The sequence below is a fragment of the Shinella sp. JR1-6 genome (assembly GCF_004284735.1).
GTDB lineage: Bacteria > Pseudomonadota > Alphaproteobacteria > Rhizobiales > Rhizobiaceae > Shinella.
Map to the genome: position 1 here is coordinate 51,403 of NZ_SHMI01000002.1, position 16,806 is coordinate 68,208.

Consider the following 16,806-nt stretch of genomic DNA (forward strand, 5'->3'; position numbering starts at 1 on the left):
GTGCGGGAAAGGAATGGGAATGTCGTCGACGATCAACAGCACCGAGGGGCGGGCGCCGTTCAGGGAGTATGAAACCTGGTATCGCATCAGCGGTGACCTCGCTGGCGACAAGCTGCCAGTGGTGATCCTGCACGGCGGGCCGGGCGTCGCGCACAACTATGTCGACGCCTACAAGCTGCTTGCCCGCGACGGCCGGGCCGTCATCCACTACGACCAGCTCGGATGCGGCAACTCCACCCTCCTGCCGGAGAAGGGCGCGGATTTCTGGACGCCGCAGCTCTTCATCGACGAACTGGAAAACCTCGTCGACCACCTCGGCATCCGGGGTGGGTTCCATGTGCTCGGCCAGAGCTGGGGCGGCATGCTGGGCGCCGAATACGCCGTGCTGCGCCCGAAGGGGCTCGCCTCGCTGACCATCGCCAATTCACCCGCCTCCATGACGCTCTGGGTCGCGGAGGCGAACCGGCTGCGCGCCGACCTGCCTGGGGACGTGCAGGACACGTTGACGCGGCACGAGGCGGCGGGCACGACGGACCATCCTGATTACCAGGCGGCAACGATGGCCTTCTATGAACGGCATGTCTGTCGCGTCGTGCCGTTCCCGCCGGAGGTGACGGCGAGCTTCGAGCAGGCCGCGCGCAATCCGACCGTCTACACGCTGATGAACGGGCCGAACGAATTCCACGTCATCGGCACGCTGAAAACCTGGAGCATCATCGACCGCCTGCCGGCCATCGACACGCCGACGCTGATCCTCTCCGGGCGCCATGACGAAGCCACGCCTGCGACCGTGCAGCCCTTCAAGGACGGCATCAAGGGTGCGCGGTGGGAGATATTCGAGCATTCCAGCCACATGCCGCATGTCGAGGAACAGGACGACTGCATGCGGGTGGTGGGAGATTTTCTCAATCAGCATGACAGGTAGAAACAGAGAGAAAAGGGGATCGAACATGAAGAAACTGCTTCTGACGGCATCGGCCGTCGCACTCATCGCCGGCGCATCGCTGGCCCCGGCCAAGGCCGAATACCTTCAGGAACACCGCGGTGGCACCATGCGGCTGCTCGCCCGCTCGGCGGCCGGTACGCTCGACCCGCACATCAACTACACCTCCCAGGGCTGGCAGATGTACCAGCCGATCTATGACGGCCTCGTCACCTTCCGCAAGGCCGAGGGCATGGACGGCTTCACCGTCGTTGCCGATCTCGCCGAGGCGCTGCCGGAGGTGAGCAACGACGGCAAGACCTTCGCCTTCAAGCTGCGCAAGGGCATCAAGTTCTCCACCGGCCAGGAAGTCGGCGTGAAGGATGTGGTCGCCTCGTTCCAGCGCATCTTCAAGGTCTCCGGCCCGACATCCGGCACCTTCTACGCAGGCATCGTCGGCGCCGACAAATGCCTTGCCGACACCAAGAGCTGCACGCTGGAAGGCGGCGTGGTGGGGGACGAAGCCGCCGGCACGATCACCATCAACCTGACGAAGCCGGACGCCGAATTCCTCTACAAGCTCGCCCTGCCGCATGCCGTGACGTTGCCGGCGGATACGCCCGCCGAGGACATGGGTTCCGTGCCGATCCCGAGCACCGGTCCCTATACGATCTCCGCCTTCGACCCCAACAAGGGCATGACCGTCACGCGCAACCCGCACTTCAAGCAGTGGAGCGAGGACGCCCAGCCCGACGGTTATCCCGATGTCGTGCAGTACGATTTCGGCCTTTCCGAAGAGGCTGCAGTGACGGCGATCCAGAACGGCGAGGCCGACTGGATGTTCGATTCCCTGCCGAGCGACCGTCTTGCCGAAGTCGGCACCAAATATATGGAGCAGCTGCACATCGCGCCGCTTTCGGCCTGGTGGTACGCGCCGCTCAACACACGCCTTGCCCCCTTCGACAATCTGAAGGCCCGCCAGGCCGTTTCCTTCGCGATCGACCGCAACACGCTGGTAAAACTCTTCGGCGGCAAGGTTCTCGCTTCGCCGGTCTGCCAGATCTTGCCGCCGGACTTCCCCGGCCATGTGGACTACTGCCCCTACACGAAGGACCCGGGCGCGAAGTGGTCGGCACCTGATGTCGAGAAGGCCAAGCAGCTTGTCGAGGAGTCGGGCACCAAGGGCCAGAAGGTCACCGTCATCGTCGAGGACACGGCCGTTTCGCGCTCCATCGGCGTCTATCTGCAGAGCGTCCTGACCAGCATCGGTTACGTTGCCGACGTCAAGCCGATCTCCGCCAACATCCAGTTCACCTATATCCAGAACACCAACAACAAGGTGCAGATGTCGGTGAGCCAGTGGTATAAGGACTACCCGGCGGCATCCAACTTCCTGAACATCCTGTTCGGCTGCGCCTCCTTCCGCGAAGGCTCGGATGCCTCGATCAACATCGCGGGCTTCTGCAACAAGGATATCGATGCCAAGATGCAGAAGGCGATGGACCTCGGCGTCACCGACCAGGCGGCCGCCGATGCGCTGTGGAGCGAGATCGACAAGGAAGTCACCGACCAGGCGCCGGCCATCGGTCTCTTCACGCCGAAGCGGCTCGATTTCGTCAGCAAGCGTGTTGGTAACTTCAAGTTCAACCGCCAGTTCGACTGGATGATCACCCAGTCGTGGGTACAGTAAGACCCGGCGGAGGAAAGCTGCGTGTCGAATGAAGTCGTTGCCGTGCAGCGCGGGACGCGAGGGCCTTGGGCCCTCGCTTTCGTGCGTTTGAGGCGCAACAGGGCCGCCATCGCGTCCCTGACGGTGTTTCTGCTCATCGTCCTTTCCTGTCTCAGCGCGCCGCTCTATGCGCGCTGGGCGGGCGTGGATCCGTTCACCTCGACGCTCGATGCCGTCATCATGGTCGACGGCGTCGAGGTTCCGGTCATGGAGGCCTCGACGGAGGGGCTCGGACTCGGCTATACGCCGATCGGCCCCACCTGGGAGCTCGGCAACTACTTCCTTGGCGCGGACAGCCAGGGCCGTGACGTCATGGCGCGCCTGCTCTACGGCGGGCTCAACTCGCTGATGATCGCGGCGGCCGCCACGGTCTTCACGCTGATCGTCGGAACGGCAGCCGGGCTCGTCGCCGGCTATTTCGGTGGCGTCACCGACACGATCCTGTCGCGCCTGCTCGACATCCTCTGGGCCTTCCCGATCTATCTGCTGGCGATCTCGCTTTCCATCGTGACCATCACCGCCGGCATCTCGATCGGGCCGATCCTCATTGAGTCCGGCTCGCTGTGGCTGCCGGTCATCATCATCGGCATCGTCTATGTGCCCTATGTAGCCCGTCCCATCCGCGGCCAGGTGCTTTCGCTGCGCAACAGCGAATTCGTGCTTGCCGCCATCAATCTCGGCGTGCCCGGCTGGCGCATCCTGCTGCGCGACATCCAGCCGAACATCACGACCACGCTCATCGTCTTCGTGCCGCTGATGATGGCGCTGAACATGCTGACGGAATCGGCGCTCTCGTTCCTGTCGATCGGCGTGCAGCCGCCAGCGGCAAGCTGGGGCACCATCATCCAGGACGGGCAGGCGCTGCTCTATACCCGCCCGCTCGTGGCGCTTGCGCCGGGCCTTACGATTGCCCTGTCCGTCATGGTTCTCAACGTTTTCGGCGACGGCCTGCGCGATGCGCTAGATCCGCGCTCGAAGGTCCGGCTGGGGCGCACCTGATGATCTACGCCATCCTTCGCCGCTTCGGTCAGATGCTGTTCGTGATGTTCGGTATCTCGGTCATCGTCTTCCTGATCTTCTTCGCCACGCCCGGTTCCGATCCCGCTGCACGCATTGCCGGGCGCAATGCCTCACCCGAGGTGCTGGAAGCGGTGCGCCATTCCTTCGGTTTCGACCGGCCGCTCTACGTGCAGTACGGCCTGATGATGCAGAAGATCTTCATCACCGGCGACCTTACCTCCTTCGTCAACCGCGGCTGGAAGGTCGTTCCCGCCGTCTTCGACGCCATCCCCGTCACGCTGTCGCTGGTCTTCGGCGCGGCCTTCCTCTGGGTGGTCGTCTCCGTCGCCATCGGCATCATCGCCGCGGCGACACGCGACAGCTGGCTCGACAAGCTCCTGATGGCGCTCGGTCTCATCGGCATCTCCATGCCGGTGTACTGGCTGGGCGAGGTGATGAACCTCATCACCCAGAGCCGCTATCACGATACCTGGCTGTTCTCCTGGGTGCCGCCGCTCGGCTACAAGCCGCTGACGAGCGATCCGAAGGGCTGGTTCCTCACCCTCGTCATTCCGTGGATCACGCTCGCCGTGCTCTATATCGGTATCTATGGGCGCGTGCTGCGCGCGGCGATCATCGAATCCATGCAGGAGGATTTCGTCCGCACCGCCCGGGCCAAGGGTCTGTCGGAGACGCGCATCCTGCTGCGCCACGGGCTGCGGACCTCGCTGATCTCCTTCGTCACCCTGTTCGGCCTCGATTTCGGCGCGCTGGTCGGCGGTTCGGCGCTTCTCACCGAAGTGGTCTTCGGCCTCAACGGCATTGGCAAGCTCACCTATGACGCGATGCAGAATCTCGATCTGCCGATGATCATGGCGACGGTGATGTATGCCTCGATGTTCGTGGTCATCGCCAATGCGGTGGTCGATTTCGTCTATATCCTTCTCGATCCCCGCGTGAGGACGTCATGATGCTTTCCGTGCGCGACCTCAGGGTGTCGTTCCGCACCGAAGACGGCCTGGTGCGGGCCATCGACGGCGTTTCCTTCGATCTCGACGAGGGCGAGATTCTCGGCGTCGTCGGCGAATCGGGTTCGGGCAAAACCGTCTCGCTTCTGGCGGTGATGGGGCTCATCACCGATCCCAACGCCACGATCGAGGGCTCCATCCGCTACAAGGGCCGCGAGCTTGTCGGCCTGCCGGCGCGAGAACTCCGGCGCCTGCGCGGCCGGGAGATCGCCATGATCTTCCAGGATCCGATGACCGCTCTGACGCCGGTCTATACGATCGGCTGGCAGATTGCCGAGCAGATCCGCGCCCATGAGGCGATCAGCAAGGCAAAGGCGCTGGAGCGGGTGGAAGCGCTGCTTACCGAGGTGAACTTCCCCAATCCACGCGAAGCGATGTCGCGCTATCCGCACCAGCTTTCCGGCGGGATGCGCCAGCGCGCGGTGATCGCCATGGCGCTCTCCTGCAATCCGGCCCTGCTCGTCGCCGACGAGCCGACCACGGCGCTCGACGTCACCGTGCAGGCCGGCATTCTCGATCTTGTGCGCAAGCTGCGGACCACCCACAACTCCGCCGTCGTCTTCATCACGCATGACATGGGCGTGGTCTCCGAGCTCGCCGACCGGGTGATGGTGATGTATGCCGGCCGGGTGGTGGAGCGCGGCAGCCGTGCTGCGCTGTTCTCCGATCCGCGCCACCCCTATACGCGAGCCCTGCTCGGCTCGATCCCGCCGCTGACCGGCGAGAAGCCCCACCGCCTGCCGGCCATTCCCGGCTCACCGCCCTCGCTGCTGCGCCTACCGCAGGGCTGCGCCTTCGGCCCGCGCTGTCCGCTGCGCTACGATCCCTGCCTCACCGAAAAACCTGCCCTTCCAGCCGGCCTGCACGCGGCGGCGTGCCTCCGGGAGGTGCAAGCATGAGCACTGCAATGACAGACACCGAACAGCCGATCCTCGAAACCCGCGCGCTCGGAAAGCGCTTTTCGATCGGCACGCGGTTTTCCGCGGAGGGACGACGGACGGTACACGCGGTCGACAACGTCTCGCTGACGGTCCGGCGCGGGGAGACGCTCGGCCTTGTCGGGGAGTCGGGATGCGGCAAGTCCACATTGGCGCGCTGTCTGGTGCGGCTTTACGAGGTCTCCGACGGCAAGCTCCTGTTCGAGGGCGAGGACATCACCGCCCGGTCACTGCGGGAGCTGCGCCCGCTGCGCCGCCGCGTGCAGATGGTTTTCCAGGATCCGTCCGCCTCGCTGAACCCGCGCCGGCGCGTCGGCGATCTCGTCGCCGAGCCGCTGCGTATCCACACGAAACTCTCCTCTAGCGAGATCGACAAGCGGGTTGCCGAACTTTTCGACATCGTCGGCCTCCTGCCGGACCATGTCGGGCGCTATCCGCATGAATTCTCCGGCGGCCAGCGCCAGCGTGTCGGTATCGCACGCGCCATCGCCCTCAATCCCGATCTCGTCGTGCTGGATGAACCTGTTTCCGCACTCGACGTCTCGGTACAGGCGCAGATCGTCAACCTGCTTGCCGATCTCCAGGAAAAGCTTGGCCTCACCTATATCTTCATTGCCCATGACCTCTCGGTGGTGCGCCAGGTCTCGACCCGCATCGCGGTCATGTATCTGGGGTCCGTCGTCGAGGAGGGACCTGCCGAGGAGGTCTTCTCTGCGCCGGCCCACCCCTACAGCCAGGCGCTGATCTCGGCGGTTCCGATCGTCGAGACGACGCCGAGCGGCGCGCGCAGGCGCATCCTCATTACCGGCGACGTGCCAAGTCCGCTCAACCCACCCTCCGGCTGCCGCTTCCATCCACGCTGTCCGATCGCGAAGGACCGCTGCCGGACGGAGCGGCCCGAGACGCAGGCGCATGGCAATGGCCGTAAGGTGGCCTGCCATTTTCCGACGCTGTGAGGCTTGGGCAGGACGGGTTTTTTCTGTTTTGTCCAGCATCGTGATGCTTCGTTGTCGGCGTTGCTGTCGTGCGCCGTGGCATGCTGCAGAAGGACGCACCCTCTTGAATTTGCCGCATTGAACGGCCAAGTGCAGGCTATGACTATGGAAACGCCCGCCAGAATTTCGAGGTTTCGCGATCAAGCGCGCTCCCTGACCCGGAGCCGGCTGTCTTGATCCTGTAACGCCGCCGCAAATCCCGCCGCTCCGGGAACCCCACAATCCAACAGTGCGGTTCATGTCGTCTCGCCCTTGTGGCGTTCCGATGGAGCGTTTCCATGTCCACGTCTCATTCCCTGAAAACCTGCCTCACCTGCGACCGGCGCCTGCCGCGCGCAGCCAGCCGTTGCCCCTGGTGCAAGGCGCCCATTCTCGTCCGCTCTGCCTGCGGCGCCCGCCACGGGCCCGGCGCGACGGTCTTCTTCCTGCGCGGCGAGGGGAGGGCATGATGAGAGGCAAGACACGCACCAGCGTTCCCGCCCCCGAGGCCGGTCACTGCGATGAACTGCAGCAGGTCGGGGTGCTCCCCTGGCGCCTGCGGCGCGATGGCGAGCCGAAGATGTTGCTCATCACTTCGCGCCGGCGTGGGCGGTGGATCGTGCCCAAGGGATGGCCGATGAAAGGGCGATCGGCGGCGGCCGCGGCCTCCCGTGAGGCCTTTGAGGAGGCTGGCATCATCGGCGATATCTCTCCTTCGCCTGTGACCTCCTATCGCTACTGGAAGGCACTGGATGACGGCTCGGAGGTTTCCTGCCGCGTCACGGTGTTCGGCATGAAGGTGCGCGGCACGCTGAGCCATTGGCGCGAGAAGGGGCAAAGGCAGCGGCGCTGGTTTTCCCTCACCGCGGCGGCCGAACGTCTCGACGACACGGAGCTTGCCGCCTTCGTGCGGTCGCTCGACGCCTCCTCGGAAGCGCTGCGGTCGCTCGGTCCACTTGCCGGGTGGACGTACCCGCCCGGTGAGCCGCAGACCGGCGAACGGTGAGGGAGCCGATGGTTTCGCTCCGTCTCGCCCGCCGCCGTGGTTCCTCACGCCCTATCCGCAGGATCGGCGCCGACTGCTGAGAGCCTGGCGCTGCAAACTGCAAACGTAAGCGCGGCGCCAGGATTTCGCTTTCCGACCCAAGAAGAAAACCTGCGGAGCAAGGCCGGACGCGTCGTCGTGCCGCCGCCTTGCCCCTGTTCAGAAAGAGCCAGATATGAGCTTTCGATATAGTCACACCTTCCCCATCAGCGGTCCGAACAAGCTGCCCCGTTTCAGGCAGTGGGCGGCGGAAAACCTGCCGGGCATCGCTTTCTCCCTGCCGCCGCAGGTTCCGGTGAAGAGCACGGCCCTGACGGTGCGCCTGCAATCCATCGAGGATCGCGCCGTACTGACAGAGAAGCTGGCGGGCGCAGGCTTCAAGTGACGTGAGGCGCGGCGAACGATTGCCTTTACCGTCCGGTAAACATCTGCTGACACAAAGATGTGGTACCGGCATGGTGGCGTCGTTCGCCGCATCTCTTCCTCGAACGCCCCGATCACATCGATCTCCCCACGATACCAGCGATTTTCGGACCAGACATATGGTAAAGGCCCTCGTTTCCAACCAGCGTTATGCAGTGTTCTTCCTTGTCGGGGTGGCTGCATTCGCCTCCCTCGGCGGCGCGCTGCTCTATAGCGGCTGGCTGTTCCTCGTCGCCGCGGCCTGCGGTGCGTTGTTCCTGCTCGGCATTCACGATCTGCGCCAGCACAGGCACGCGATCCTGCGCAACTATCCGGTGGTCGGGCATCTGCGCTTCCTGCTGGAGAGCATCCGGCCGGAAATCCGCCAGTACATCATCGAAAGCGACAATGACGCAGTCCCGTTCAACCGGCAGGACCGCGGTCTCGTCTATCAGCGCGCCAAGGGGGTGGAGGACAAGCGGCCGTTCGGCACGATCGAGAATGTCTACGGTTCCGGCTATGCTTGGCTCACCCATTCCGCGACGCCGGTCGCCATTGCGGATACGGATTTCCGCGTGCGCGTCGGTGGGCCGGCCTGCCGGCAGCCCTATGAAGCCAGCCTCTACAACATCTCGGCCATGAGCTTCGGTTCGCTCTCGGGCAATGCCATCCTCGCCCTCAACACCGGCGCGCGCAAGGGCGGCTTCGCGCATGATACGGGGGAGGGCAGCATCAGCCGCTACCACCGGCAGGGCGGGGGCGATCTGATCTATCAGGTCGCATCCGGCTATTTCGGCTGCCGCGGCGAGAATGGCCGCTTTTCGCCTGAAAAATTCGCCCAGCTTTCTGCCGATCCCCAGATCAAGATGATCGAGATCAAGCTGAGCCAGGGGGCAAAGCCCGGCCATGGCGGCATGCTGCCGGCCTCGAAGATCTCGCCGGAAATCGCGGAGGCCCGTGGTATTCCGATGGGTATCGACTGCATTTCACCGGCTGCGCACAGCACATTCTCGACCCCGATCGGCCTGATGCGGTTCGTCGGGCAGCTGCGTGAGCTCTCCGGCGGAAAGCCGGTCGGCTTCAAGCTGTGCATCGGTCATCGCCGTGAGTTCATGAGCATGGTCAAGGCCATGCTTCAAACGGGCATCGTTCCCGATTTCATCGTGGTCGACGGTGCGGAGGGCGGAACGGGCGCCGCCCCAGTGGAGTTCGCAAACCGCGTCGGGATGCCGATGCTCGAGGGGTTGACCTTCGTGCACAACACGCTGCGCGGCGCAGGCATCCGCAACCAGGTCCGCATCGGCGCGGCGGGCAAGATCGTCTCCGCCTTCGACATTGCCCGCACGCTGGCCCTTGGCGCGGACTGGTGCAACGCCGCGCGCGGCTTCATGTTTGCCATCGGCTGCATCCAGGCGCAGTCCTGTCACACCAATCGCTGTCCGGTCGGCATCGCCACCCAGGACCCCGTGCGTCAGCACGCGATCGATCTTGGCGACAAGAGCGACCGCGTCGCGCGGTTCCATCGCAATACCATGCATGCGCTGGGCGAGATCGCCGGTGCCGCCGGCCTTGGCGATCCGAGCGATTTCATGCCTTACCACTTCATGTTCCGGCAGAAGGACAACGAGTTCCTCGACGGCAACGAGGCCTATCCCTATCTGCCCGAGGGCTTTCTCGTCTCCGGCTCGGAAATTCCGGAACTGGCCGACTGGCACGACCGCTGGGACCGTGCCAGCGCCGAAAGCTTCGCCCCGCCGGAAATCCCCCACGGGCCGTTCCGCAAGCGCAAGGCCGCTTGACGGTTACAGCGCCCCGGATGCGCCGGGGCGCTGCCCGGTATTTGCGTTCCATAATTAAGCTTATGTGATCTTTTGCCGGTCTCTTAGGGCGGACTCATCAGCCGGAATGAACCGCAACACGCCCGCAAGGCTTGGGCCGGTTCCGGCTGGCCTGTCGGATGGATGCGAGACGCCGTCGTTGACTGGAATTTCAGAAAAATCGAAGGGGCTGATGCCCTCGAGGCAGGCGACGTTGACGCCGTATTGCTCAGGGTTGGAGCGGCGCTGGTGGTGGGTATAGATGCCGCAGCGTGCGCAGAAATAGTGTTTTGCTGTCTTCGTGTTGAACTGGTAGAGGGTAAGCAGCTCCTCGCCCTCCTCGATGGCGATGTCGGAGAGATTGGCGGAAACCGCGATGGCGCCGCGCATGCGGCAATAGGAACAGGAGCAACGGCGCGCGCTGTGCAGCCCATTTGCAAGGCGAACCCGGAAGCGGACGGAGCCGCAGTGGCAGGCGCCGCCGATGGTCTCGATATCCTTGTCGAGGGGATTTTCTCCTTGCGCCATTGGGTCCTCCTTCGACGATCGGTCCCGCCCGCTTACAGCGTCTGTGGCGCGATGAATTGGTAATAGGCCCAGACAAGGACGATCACCGCGAGAACGGCTATCCAGATGAGGCCCTTTTTCGGTTGCGGCGCCTTCGGTGTGTTCTTGTTTTCCTGCTGCGGCTTCCGGCGTTCGAATTTCAGAACATTGTTGTCGTTCATGGCATCCTCCGGTGCGCGGGCTTGGCAGTCGCCGAGAGCTTTACCGGCGATCTGCCCCTTTCTGCAAGCGCTCACCAAAGAAGAATACCGGTCGGGTTGTCGAGGGAAACCCGGTGCCGTCAACTCGCCCTCCGCGCGGCGCCCATCTGTTCGAAATGCATCTGCCCGAGATGGCCCGTGCCGTCGCGGATGTCGGCGGCGATGGCCGCCTTGAGCGCGTCGGGATTGCGCGCGACGATGGCGGCGAGCGCTTCGGCGTGGCGGTCGATCTGGTAGGTGGCGGAAAGGGTTTCGCCCGCCCGGCGCATGAAGGGCGCAAGGCGCAGCCAGAGGGATTCGATCAGCGGCAGCATCACCGTGCCCGGCCGGGCCTCGTAGAGGCAGCGGTGGAAATCGAAATTCGCCTCCACGAGGCGGCCGAAATCGCGCCGTGCCAGTGCCTCGTCGGCCTGCTGGTCGAAGGCGCGCAGGCGCGCGAGTCGGGCCTCGTCGATGAAGGGCATGGCGCGTTCGGCAGCGCGGGTTTCGAGCGCGATGCGGGCCTCCAGCACCTCTTCGAAGCGCTGCGGATCGATGTCCGGCACGCGGACGCGGCGATTATCGAGCAGTTCCAGCGCGCCGTCGGCAACCAGCCTGTGCAGCGCCTCGCGCACCGGCATGGCGCTGACGCCGAGGGATTCGGCCAGGCCGTTGATCGTCACCGGATCGCCCGGCTCGAACTGGCCCGTCATGACGGCCCGCCGCAGCACGCGGTAGACCCATTGCTTGGCGGATTCGGACGCTTCGCGACCGGCAGCAACCAGCATGCGGAAACCCTCCCCTCTGTCGACCCGGCCTCTGCCGGCTTATCGTCTCTGGGCTGAATTCTGCGACCCTTGCACGCAAGGCGGATAAAATCGCAAAGCTCAAAATCACCCTTTACAGATTTGATCAAATTATGATTTGTTGTGATCATAAGCAAGATAAGCCTATCACATAAGAACCGCGATCAGCGGTCGGACAGAGGACAGCCGGCGCTTTGGGCGGAGCACGCTCGGGCGGCCGGACGATAAACGGGGAACCGATGACTGAGACCCGAACGACCGCGGCCCATGGCGGTGCCATCGGCATGCATGGCATCAAGAAATGGTTCGGCAATTTCCAGGCCGTCGACAATGTGACGCTGGATATCCGGTCGAATGAATTCTTCACCCTTCTCGGCCCTTCCGGCTGCGGCAAGACCACGCTCCTGCGTATGATCGCCGGCTTCGAGCTGCCGACCGAAGGACAGGTCCTGCTCGATGGCGTGGATATTTCCAGCCTTCTGCCGAACCAGCGGCCCGTCAACACGGTCTTCCAGAACTATGCCCTCTTCCCGCACCTGACGGTGGCCGAGAACATCGGTTTCGGCCTCAAGATGCTGGGCAAGCCTCGCTCGGAAATCGACAGCGTCGTCAAGGACATGCTGAAGCTTGTCCATCTGGATGGGCGAGGCGACAATCCGGTCACCCAGCTTTCCGGCGGCCAGCAGCAGCGCGTGGCGCTCGCCCGGGCGCTCGCGCCGCAACCGAAGGTGCTGCTGCTCGACGAGCCGCTTTCCGCGCTCGACCTGAAACTGCGCAAGTCCATGCAGATGGAGCTGAAGCGCCTCCAGACCGAAACCGGCATTACCTTCGTCTTCGTCACGCATGACCAGGAGGAAGCGCTCACCATGTCCGATCGCATCGCCGTCATGTCGACGGGCACGGTGCGCCAGGTGGGCTCGCCCTGGGATATCTACGACCGTCCGGCCGAACGTTTCGTGGCCGACTTCATCGGCGAGACGAATTTCCTTTCGGCCGAGGTCGTTGCGGTTTCCGGCGACCGGGCCCGCGTGCGGCTCTCCTCCGGCGCGGAGATCCCGGCGACCTTCCCGGCCGACCTGACGCCCGGCGGCAAGGTGACGGTTGTCGTCCGTCCCGAACATGCCCAGGTCGCAGCCCCCTCGCCGTCTTCGGTGTTGCGCGGCACCATCCACGAAATCGTCTATCTGGGCACGGACACGCATTTCCACATTCGCCTCGAGGACGGCACGACCTTCACCGTGCGCCAGCAGAATGCCCGCAGCGGGTCCTGCGGCTTTTCGAAGGACGAGGTGGTCGGCATCAGCCTCAGCGACGACGTCGCCCAGATCTTGAGGGATTGACGATGAGCGGCGCACAGAAGGCCGCTCTCGCGGCGCAGAAAAAGGACATCCGCTCCCGCTGGCTGCTCAGCACGCCGGCCCTGCTCATCATCTTCTTTGCAGCCGTCGGCCCGCTGCTCGTGATGCTGCTCTACTCCTTCATGGCGAAGGGCGACTACGGTGATGTCAAGTTCGGGGAGTTCTCGCTCGACGGCTGGGTCTCGGTCTTCTTCCAGCGCGACATATTCGACGATACGCTCGGGCTTGCGGATGCGCATCTGTCGATCATCTGGCGCTCGCTCCAGCTATCGTTCTTCACGACGCTCCTCACCCTGATCCTCGGCTTTCCGACCGCTTACTTCATCGCGACGCGCCCGGCGCATACCCGTGAGATCTGGGTCTTCCTGGTGACGATCCCGTTCTGGACCAACCTTCTGATCCGCACTTTCGCCATGCAGCAGGTCATCCGCAACGAAGGTCTGCTCAACAACGCCCTGATCTGGCTCGGCGTGATCGATTCCCCCCTGCAGATCATGTACACGGACACTGCCAACCTGCTCGGCATGACCTATGTCTATCTGCCGCTCATGGTGCTGCCGCTTTATGCCTCGATCGAGAAGCTCGATTTCCGGCTGGTGGAGGCGGGCTACGATCTCTATGCGAGCCGCCTGCAGGTCCTGCGCGGCATTGTGATCCCGCTGGTGAAGCCCGGCATCATCGCCGGCTCCATCCTCGTCTTCATTCCCTCGCTCGGCGCTTATGTCATTCCGCGCGTGCTCGGCGGCGGCAAGAACATGATGCTTGGCAACCTCATCGAGATGCAGTTCGGATCGGGCCGCAACTGGCCGCTCGGCGCCGCCATGTCGATCACCCTGATGGCGCTGGTGATGGTTGCGCTGATCTTCTACGTGCGCAATGCCTCGCGGGGAGGTTCGAGCCATGTTTAAATCGCATTTCGACATCCGCTCGCAGCCTGGTTTCGGGCTCATCACCCTCTTCACCTTCTTCGCGCTTTACCTGCCGATCGCGGCGCTGGTCATCTACTCCTTCAACGGGGCGGAATCCCTGTCGCGCTGGGATGGTTTCTCTGCACGCTGGTTCGTCGCCGCCTGGCAGAACGCGGCCGTTCAGGACGCGGCCATCCGCTCGCTGATCATCGCGGTCTGGGCCGCTCTCCTTGCCACGATCGCCGCCACCATGGCGGCTCTCGCGACGACGCGCACGACGCCCTATCGCGGCCTCACCTTCAAGTATGCGCTCATCAACCAGCCGCTGATGGTACCGGAGATCGTGACAGCCGTGGCGCTGCTCATCGTCTTCTCGCGCATCAAGGTCTGGACCGGCTATTCGGGGCTCGGCTACCTGATCGTCGCACATACCGCCTTCTGCATTCCCTTCGCCTACCTGCCCATCCGTGCCCGGCTGGAGAGCATGGACCTGACGCTGGAGCGGGCGGCGGCCGACCTTTATGCCTCGCGCTGGCAGACCTTCCGGCATGTGACCCTGCCGCTGCTGCGCCCGGCGGTCATCGCTGGCTTCATGTTGTCCTTCGTCATCTCCCTGGATGACGTCGTCATCACGGAATTCGTGAAATCCGGTGGTCAGGATACCCTGCCGACCTACATGCTGGGACAGCTCCGGCGCGAGACGACACCCGAGATCAATGCCATCGCCACGGTCTTCCTGGCGCTTTCGACGGCACTCGTCGTGATCTTCTTCTTCATCAACCGAAAAAAACAGTAATCATCTCGACGAACAAACGACAGAGAGGAACAGAGAATGAAAATGAAATGGATGACGACGACCGCGACGGCGGCCATTGCCATGCTGGCGACGGCGGGTGCCGCCTCGGCAGCGGGCGAGCTCAACATCTACAACTGGGGTGACTACACCAACCCGGAGCTGATCAAGAAGTTCGAGGCGAAGTTCGACGTCAAAGTGACGGTCACGGACTACGATTCGAACGACACAGCTCTTGCCAAGGTCCGCGCCGGCGGCCACGGCTTCGACATCGTCGTACCATCGGCGAACTACGTGCAGATCTGGGTCAAGGAAGGGCTGCTGCAGGAAGCCCGGCCGGACCAGATGGAGAACTTCAAGAATGTCGATACGCGCTGGGTCGACGTGCCGTGGGATCCGGGCCGTCACTACACCGTTCCGTGGCAGTGGGGCCTGACCGGCATTGGCGTCAACGCTTCCGTCTACAAGGGCGACATCAACACCTCGGCGATCTTCCTGGATCCGCCGGCGGAACTTGCCGGCAAGATCAACGTCGCGCCGGAAATGAACGACGTGCTCTTCGCCACCATCAAGTACTTCGGCGGCGAATGGTGCACGATGGACAAGGACGTGCTGCGCAAGGTCCGCGACAAGCTCGTCGAGGCGAAGACGAAATGGCTCGCCATGGACTACAGCGTGACCGAGAAGCTGCCGGCCGGCGACTATGCCGCCGTCTACTACTGGAACGGCGCCATCATGCGCTCGCGCCTGAAGAACGCCGACATCAAGTTCGGTTACCCGAAGGAAGGTTTCCCCTACTTCATGGACAGCGTCGCGCTGCTGAAGGATGCGAAGAACACCGAGAATGCCAAGCTGTTCATGAACTTCATCATGGATCCGGAAAACGCGGCCCTGATCTCCGCCTTCGCCAAGTATTCCAACGGCATCAAGGGTTCCGAAAAGTTCCTGCCGGCGGAAATGCAGAATGCGCCGGAACTGGTCGTGCCGGCTGAATTCGAGCCTGCAGGCCAATTCCTTGCAAGCTGTGAACCGGATGTGCAGCAGCTCTACACGAAGATCTGGACCGAACTGCAGAAGTAAGCGGCAAGGCCGCGAAAACCGAGGACAGCTGGACGCGGGAAGGCTTTGCGCCTTCCCGCGCTTCGGTTGGATATGTCATGATCAAGACGTTCAAGGACGAGCACGGCTTTGCCCGTGCGGATGTTACGCTCGCCAACTGGCGCACTGCCCCCTATAGCCGCTGGACCTTTCAGAATGTCCGCGATCTCGTGCCGACGGCGGTGATTGCGGCAGAGGTGCCGGCCGCCGAAGCGCCGCTTCCCAGCGACGCCTTTCTCGATGCGGCGATGGAGACAGGCCTCGCCGGTGCCGCGAGCGCCCGCGCCTTCCTCGACTTCGCCCATACAGACGCCTTCGTAATGATGCGCCGGGGCGAGATCGTTGCTGAATATTACGCACCGCATGCCGATCCGGATGCGCCGCACCTTGTCTTCTCCATCTCGAAGTCGCTGACGGCCGTCGTCTCCGGCATCCTGGAGGCGGACGGGCTGATCGATCCCGACCGGCCGGTGGCGGATTACCTGCCGGAAGCCAAGGGCAGCGTCTATGGCGACTGCACCTATCGCGACGTGCTCGACATGCGCGTCAGCCTGGATTTCGAGGAAGCCTATCTCGATCCGCACGGCGCCTTCGCGCGCTATCGCCGCGCCATGCTCTGGAACCCGCCGGAGCCGAACATTGCGCCGGAAACGCTCGCCTCCTTCCTCGTAACCCTCGAGAAGGCCGAGCGGCCGCATGGCGGGCCGTTCTATTATGCCTCGCCGAATGCCGATCTGCTCGGCGTCGTCATCGAGCGCGTCACCGGCGCTCGTTTTGCCGACCTCACCTCCGATCTTCTCTGGAAGCCGATGGGTGCCAAGGGCAATGCCAACATCACGGTGGACGCGATCGGCACGCCGCGCACCGCGGGTGGCGTTTCCATGACGGCGCGCGACCTTGCCCGTCTTGGTGAACTGCTGCGGAACCACGGCGTGCGCAACGGCCGGCAGATCGTGCCGGAAGGCTGGATCCGCGACATGCAGGAGAACGGCGACCGGGAGGCCTGGCAGCAGGGCCGCAATGTCGACCTGCCGAACGGGCGCTACCGCAGCCAGTGGTACCAGTCGGGTGAAGCCGATGGTGCCTTCTGCGCGATCGGTATCCACGGCCAGTGGCTCTATGTCGATCCGAGCACCGAGACCGTCATCGTCAAGCTCTCCTCCCAGCCGGAGCCGCTGGGCGACGAGGAGAACCAGGACAATTTCACGTTCTTCCGGGCGCTTTGCCGCCGGGCAATCTGAAC

At 63.7% G+C, this 16,806-nt stretch carries 18 protein-coding genes; 15 read left to right on the top strand and 3 right to left on the bottom strand.

Annotated elements, in window-relative coordinates:
- Positions 1 to 19 precede the first annotated feature (19 nt).
- The 10 genes from EXZ48_RS02935 to EXZ48_RS02975 all read left to right on the top strand — a co-directional run bounded on the left by EXZ48_RS02935 (position 20) and on the right by EXZ48_RS02975 (position 9,836).
- Positions 20 to 925: a proline iminopeptidase-family hydrolase gene (locus tag EXZ48_RS02935; protein WP_130514263.1), complete on the top strand. Its 906-nt coding sequence runs from the start codon at positions 20 to 22 to the stop codon at positions 923 to 925.
- Between the two features lie 25 nt (positions 926 to 950).
- Positions 951 to 2,612, top strand: coding sequence for an ABC transporter substrate-binding protein (locus tag EXZ48_RS02940; RefSeq protein WP_050744647.1), 1,662 nt, complete (start codon positions 951 to 953; stop codon positions 2,610 to 2,612).
- A gap of 21 nt (positions 2,613 to 2,633) precedes the next feature.
- Entirely contained in the window at positions 2,634 to 3,650 is a 1,017-nt protein-coding gene (locus tag EXZ48_RS02945) for an ABC transporter permease (RefSeq protein WP_023514501.1), read from the top strand.
- Entirely contained in the window at positions 3,650 to 4,621 is a 972-nt protein-coding gene (locus EXZ48_RS02950) for an ABC transporter permease (RefSeq protein ID WP_050744648.1), read from the top strand. The genes EXZ48_RS02945 and EXZ48_RS02950 overlap by 1 nt, the downstream gene beginning before the upstream one ends.
- A complete protein-coding gene (locus EXZ48_RS02955) occupies positions 4,618 to 5,577 on the top strand; it encodes an ABC transporter ATP-binding protein (RefSeq protein WP_130514264.1) in 960 nt (319 codons plus the stop codon). The genes EXZ48_RS02950 and EXZ48_RS02955 overlap by 4 nt, the downstream gene beginning before the upstream one ends.
- A gap of 8 nt (positions 5,578 to 5,585) precedes the next feature.
- On the top strand, positions 5,586 to 6,572 hold the full coding sequence (locus EXZ48_RS02960) for an ABC transporter ATP-binding protein (RefSeq protein ID WP_130514588.1): 987 nt from the start codon (positions 5,586 to 5,588) through the stop codon (positions 6,570 to 6,572).
- Positions 6,573 to 6,889: 317 nt separating this feature from the next.
- On the top strand, positions 6,890 to 7,060 hold the full coding sequence (locus EXZ48_RS34750) for a hypothetical protein (RefSeq protein ID WP_023514505.1): 171 nt from the start codon (positions 6,890 to 6,892) through the stop codon (positions 7,058 to 7,060).
- A complete protein-coding gene (locus EXZ48_RS02965; RefSeq protein WP_023514506.1) occupies positions 7,060 to 7,596 on the top strand; it encodes an NUDIX hydrolase in 537 nt (178 codons plus the stop codon). The genes EXZ48_RS34750 and EXZ48_RS02965 overlap by 1 nt, the downstream gene beginning before the upstream one ends.
- 214 nt (positions 7,597 to 7,810) lie before the next feature.
- On the top strand, positions 7,811 to 8,020 hold the full coding sequence (locus EXZ48_RS02970; protein WP_023514507.1) for a hypothetical protein: 210 nt from the start codon (positions 7,811 to 7,813) through the stop codon (positions 8,018 to 8,020).
- 157 nt (positions 8,021 to 8,177) lie between these two features.
- On the top strand, positions 8,178 to 9,836 hold the full coding sequence (locus EXZ48_RS02975; RefSeq protein ID WP_130514265.1) for an FMN-binding glutamate synthase family protein: 1,659 nt from the start codon (positions 8,178 to 8,180) through the stop codon (positions 9,834 to 9,836).
- A 60-nt stretch (positions 9,837 to 9,896) separates the two neighbouring features.
- Here the strand turns inward: EXZ48_RS02975 and EXZ48_RS02980 are convergent, their stop codons facing one another.
- The 3 genes from EXZ48_RS02980 to EXZ48_RS02990 are packed head-to-tail and all read right to left on the bottom strand — an operon-like array spanning position 9,897 to position 11,388.
- On the bottom strand, positions 9,897 to 10,382 hold the full coding sequence (locus tag EXZ48_RS02980; RefSeq protein WP_130514266.1) for a GFA family protein: 486 nt from the start codon (positions 10,380 to 10,382) through the stop codon (positions 9,897 to 9,899).
- A 32-nt stretch (positions 10,383 to 10,414) separates the two neighbouring features.
- Entirely contained in the window at positions 10,415 to 10,705 is a 291-nt protein-coding gene (locus EXZ48_RS02985) for a hypothetical protein (protein ID WP_130514267.1), read from the bottom strand.
- Entirely contained in the window at positions 10,702 to 11,388 is a 687-nt protein-coding gene (locus EXZ48_RS02990; protein ID WP_050744651.1) for a GntR family transcriptional regulator, read from the bottom strand. Before EXZ48_RS02990 ends, EXZ48_RS02985 begins: the two co-directional genes overlap by 4 nt.
- A 257-nt stretch (positions 11,389 to 11,645) precedes the next feature.
- Here EXZ48_RS02990 and EXZ48_RS02995 point away from each other — a divergent pair, with 257 nt between their 5' ends.
- The 5 genes from EXZ48_RS02995 (at position 11,646) to EXZ48_RS03015 (ending at position 16,804) form a co-directional block, all read left to right on the top strand.
- Positions 11,646 to 12,746 (top strand): ABC transporter ATP-binding protein, encoded by a 1,101-nt coding sequence (locus EXZ48_RS02995; RefSeq protein ID WP_050744652.1) that lies wholly within the window; start codon positions 11,646 to 11,648, stop codon positions 12,744 to 12,746.
- Between the two features lie 2 nt (positions 12,747 to 12,748).
- Complete coding sequence (locus tag EXZ48_RS03000) at positions 12,749 to 13,672, top strand: ABC transporter permease (RefSeq protein ID WP_130514268.1); 924 nt, start codon at positions 12,749 to 12,751, stop codon at positions 13,670 to 13,672.
- Positions 13,665 to 14,468 carry an ABC transporter permease gene (locus EXZ48_RS03005; protein ID WP_023514514.1) on the top strand — a complete coding sequence of 268 codons (804 nt, stop codon included), beginning with the start codon at positions 13,665 to 13,667 and terminating at the stop codon, positions 14,466 to 14,468. Before EXZ48_RS03000 ends, EXZ48_RS03005 begins: the two co-directional genes overlap by 8 nt.
- Before the next feature lie 42 nt (positions 14,469 to 14,510).
- Positions 14,511 to 15,545: an extracellular solute-binding protein gene (locus EXZ48_RS03010; protein WP_037409688.1), complete on the top strand. Its 1,035-nt coding sequence runs from the start codon at positions 14,511 to 14,513 to the stop codon at positions 15,543 to 15,545.
- Between the two features lie 77 nt (positions 15,546 to 15,622).
- Entirely contained in the window at positions 15,623 to 16,804 is a 1,182-nt protein-coding gene (locus EXZ48_RS03015; protein WP_130514269.1) for a serine hydrolase, read from the top strand.
- The last annotated feature ends 2 nt before the right edge of the window (positions 16,805 to 16,806 follow it).

Bases quoted from the DNA above. Each gene is read 5' to 3' on its own strand.
- EXZ48_RS03005 (WP_023514514.1), top strand. From the start codon at position 13,665: ATGTTTAAATCGCATTTCGACATCCGCTCGCAGCCTGGTTTCGGGCTC.
- EXZ48_RS34750 (WP_023514505.1), top strand. From the start codon at position 6,890: ATGTCCACGTCTCATTCCCTGAAAACCTGCCTCACCTGCGACCGGCGC.
- EXZ48_RS02960 (WP_130514588.1), top strand. From the start codon at position 5,586: ATGACAGACACCGAACAGCCGATCCTCGAAACCCGCGCGCTCGGAAAG.
- EXZ48_RS02995 (WP_050744652.1), top strand. From the start codon at position 11,646: ATGACTGAGACCCGAACGACCGCGGCCCATGGCGGTGCCATCGGCATG.
- EXZ48_RS02955 (WP_130514264.1), top strand. From the start codon at position 4,618: ATGATGCTTTCCGTGCGCGACCTCAGGGTGTCGTTCCGCACCGAAGAC.
- EXZ48_RS03015 (WP_130514269.1), top strand. From the start codon at position 15,623: ATGATCAAGACGTTCAAGGACGAGCACGGCTTTGCCCGTGCGGATGTT.
- EXZ48_RS02950 (WP_050744648.1), top strand. From the start codon at position 3,650: ATGATCTACGCCATCCTTCGCCGCTTCGGTCAGATGCTGTTCGTGATG.
- EXZ48_RS02990 (WP_050744651.1), bottom strand. From the start codon at position 11,388: ATGCTGGTTGCTGCCGGTCGCGAAGCGTCCGAATCCGCCAAGCAATGG.
- EXZ48_RS03000 (WP_130514268.1), top strand. From the start codon at position 12,749: ATGAGCGGCGCACAGAAGGCCGCTCTCGCGGCGCAGAAAAAGGACATC.
- EXZ48_RS02940 (WP_050744647.1), top strand. From the start codon at position 951: ATGAAGAAACTGCTTCTGACGGCATCGGCCGTCGCACTCATCGCCGGC.
- EXZ48_RS02965 (WP_023514506.1), top strand. From the start codon at position 7,060: ATGAGAGGCAAGACACGCACCAGCGTTCCCGCCCCCGAGGCCGGTCAC.
- EXZ48_RS03010 (WP_037409688.1), top strand. From the start codon at position 14,511: ATGAAATGGATGACGACGACCGCGACGGCGGCCATTGCCATGCTGGCG.
- EXZ48_RS02975 (WP_130514265.1), top strand. From the start codon at position 8,178: ATGGTAAAGGCCCTCGTTTCCAACCAGCGTTATGCAGTGTTCTTCCTT.
- EXZ48_RS02970 (WP_023514507.1), top strand. From the start codon at position 7,811: ATGAGCTTTCGATATAGTCACACCTTCCCCATCAGCGGTCCGAACAAG.
- EXZ48_RS02935 (WP_130514263.1), top strand. From the start codon at position 20: ATGTCGTCGACGATCAACAGCACCGAGGGGCGGGCGCCGTTCAGGGAG.
- EXZ48_RS02980 (WP_130514266.1), bottom strand. From the start codon at position 10,382: ATGGCGCAAGGAGAAAATCCCCTCGACAAGGATATCGAGACCATCGGC.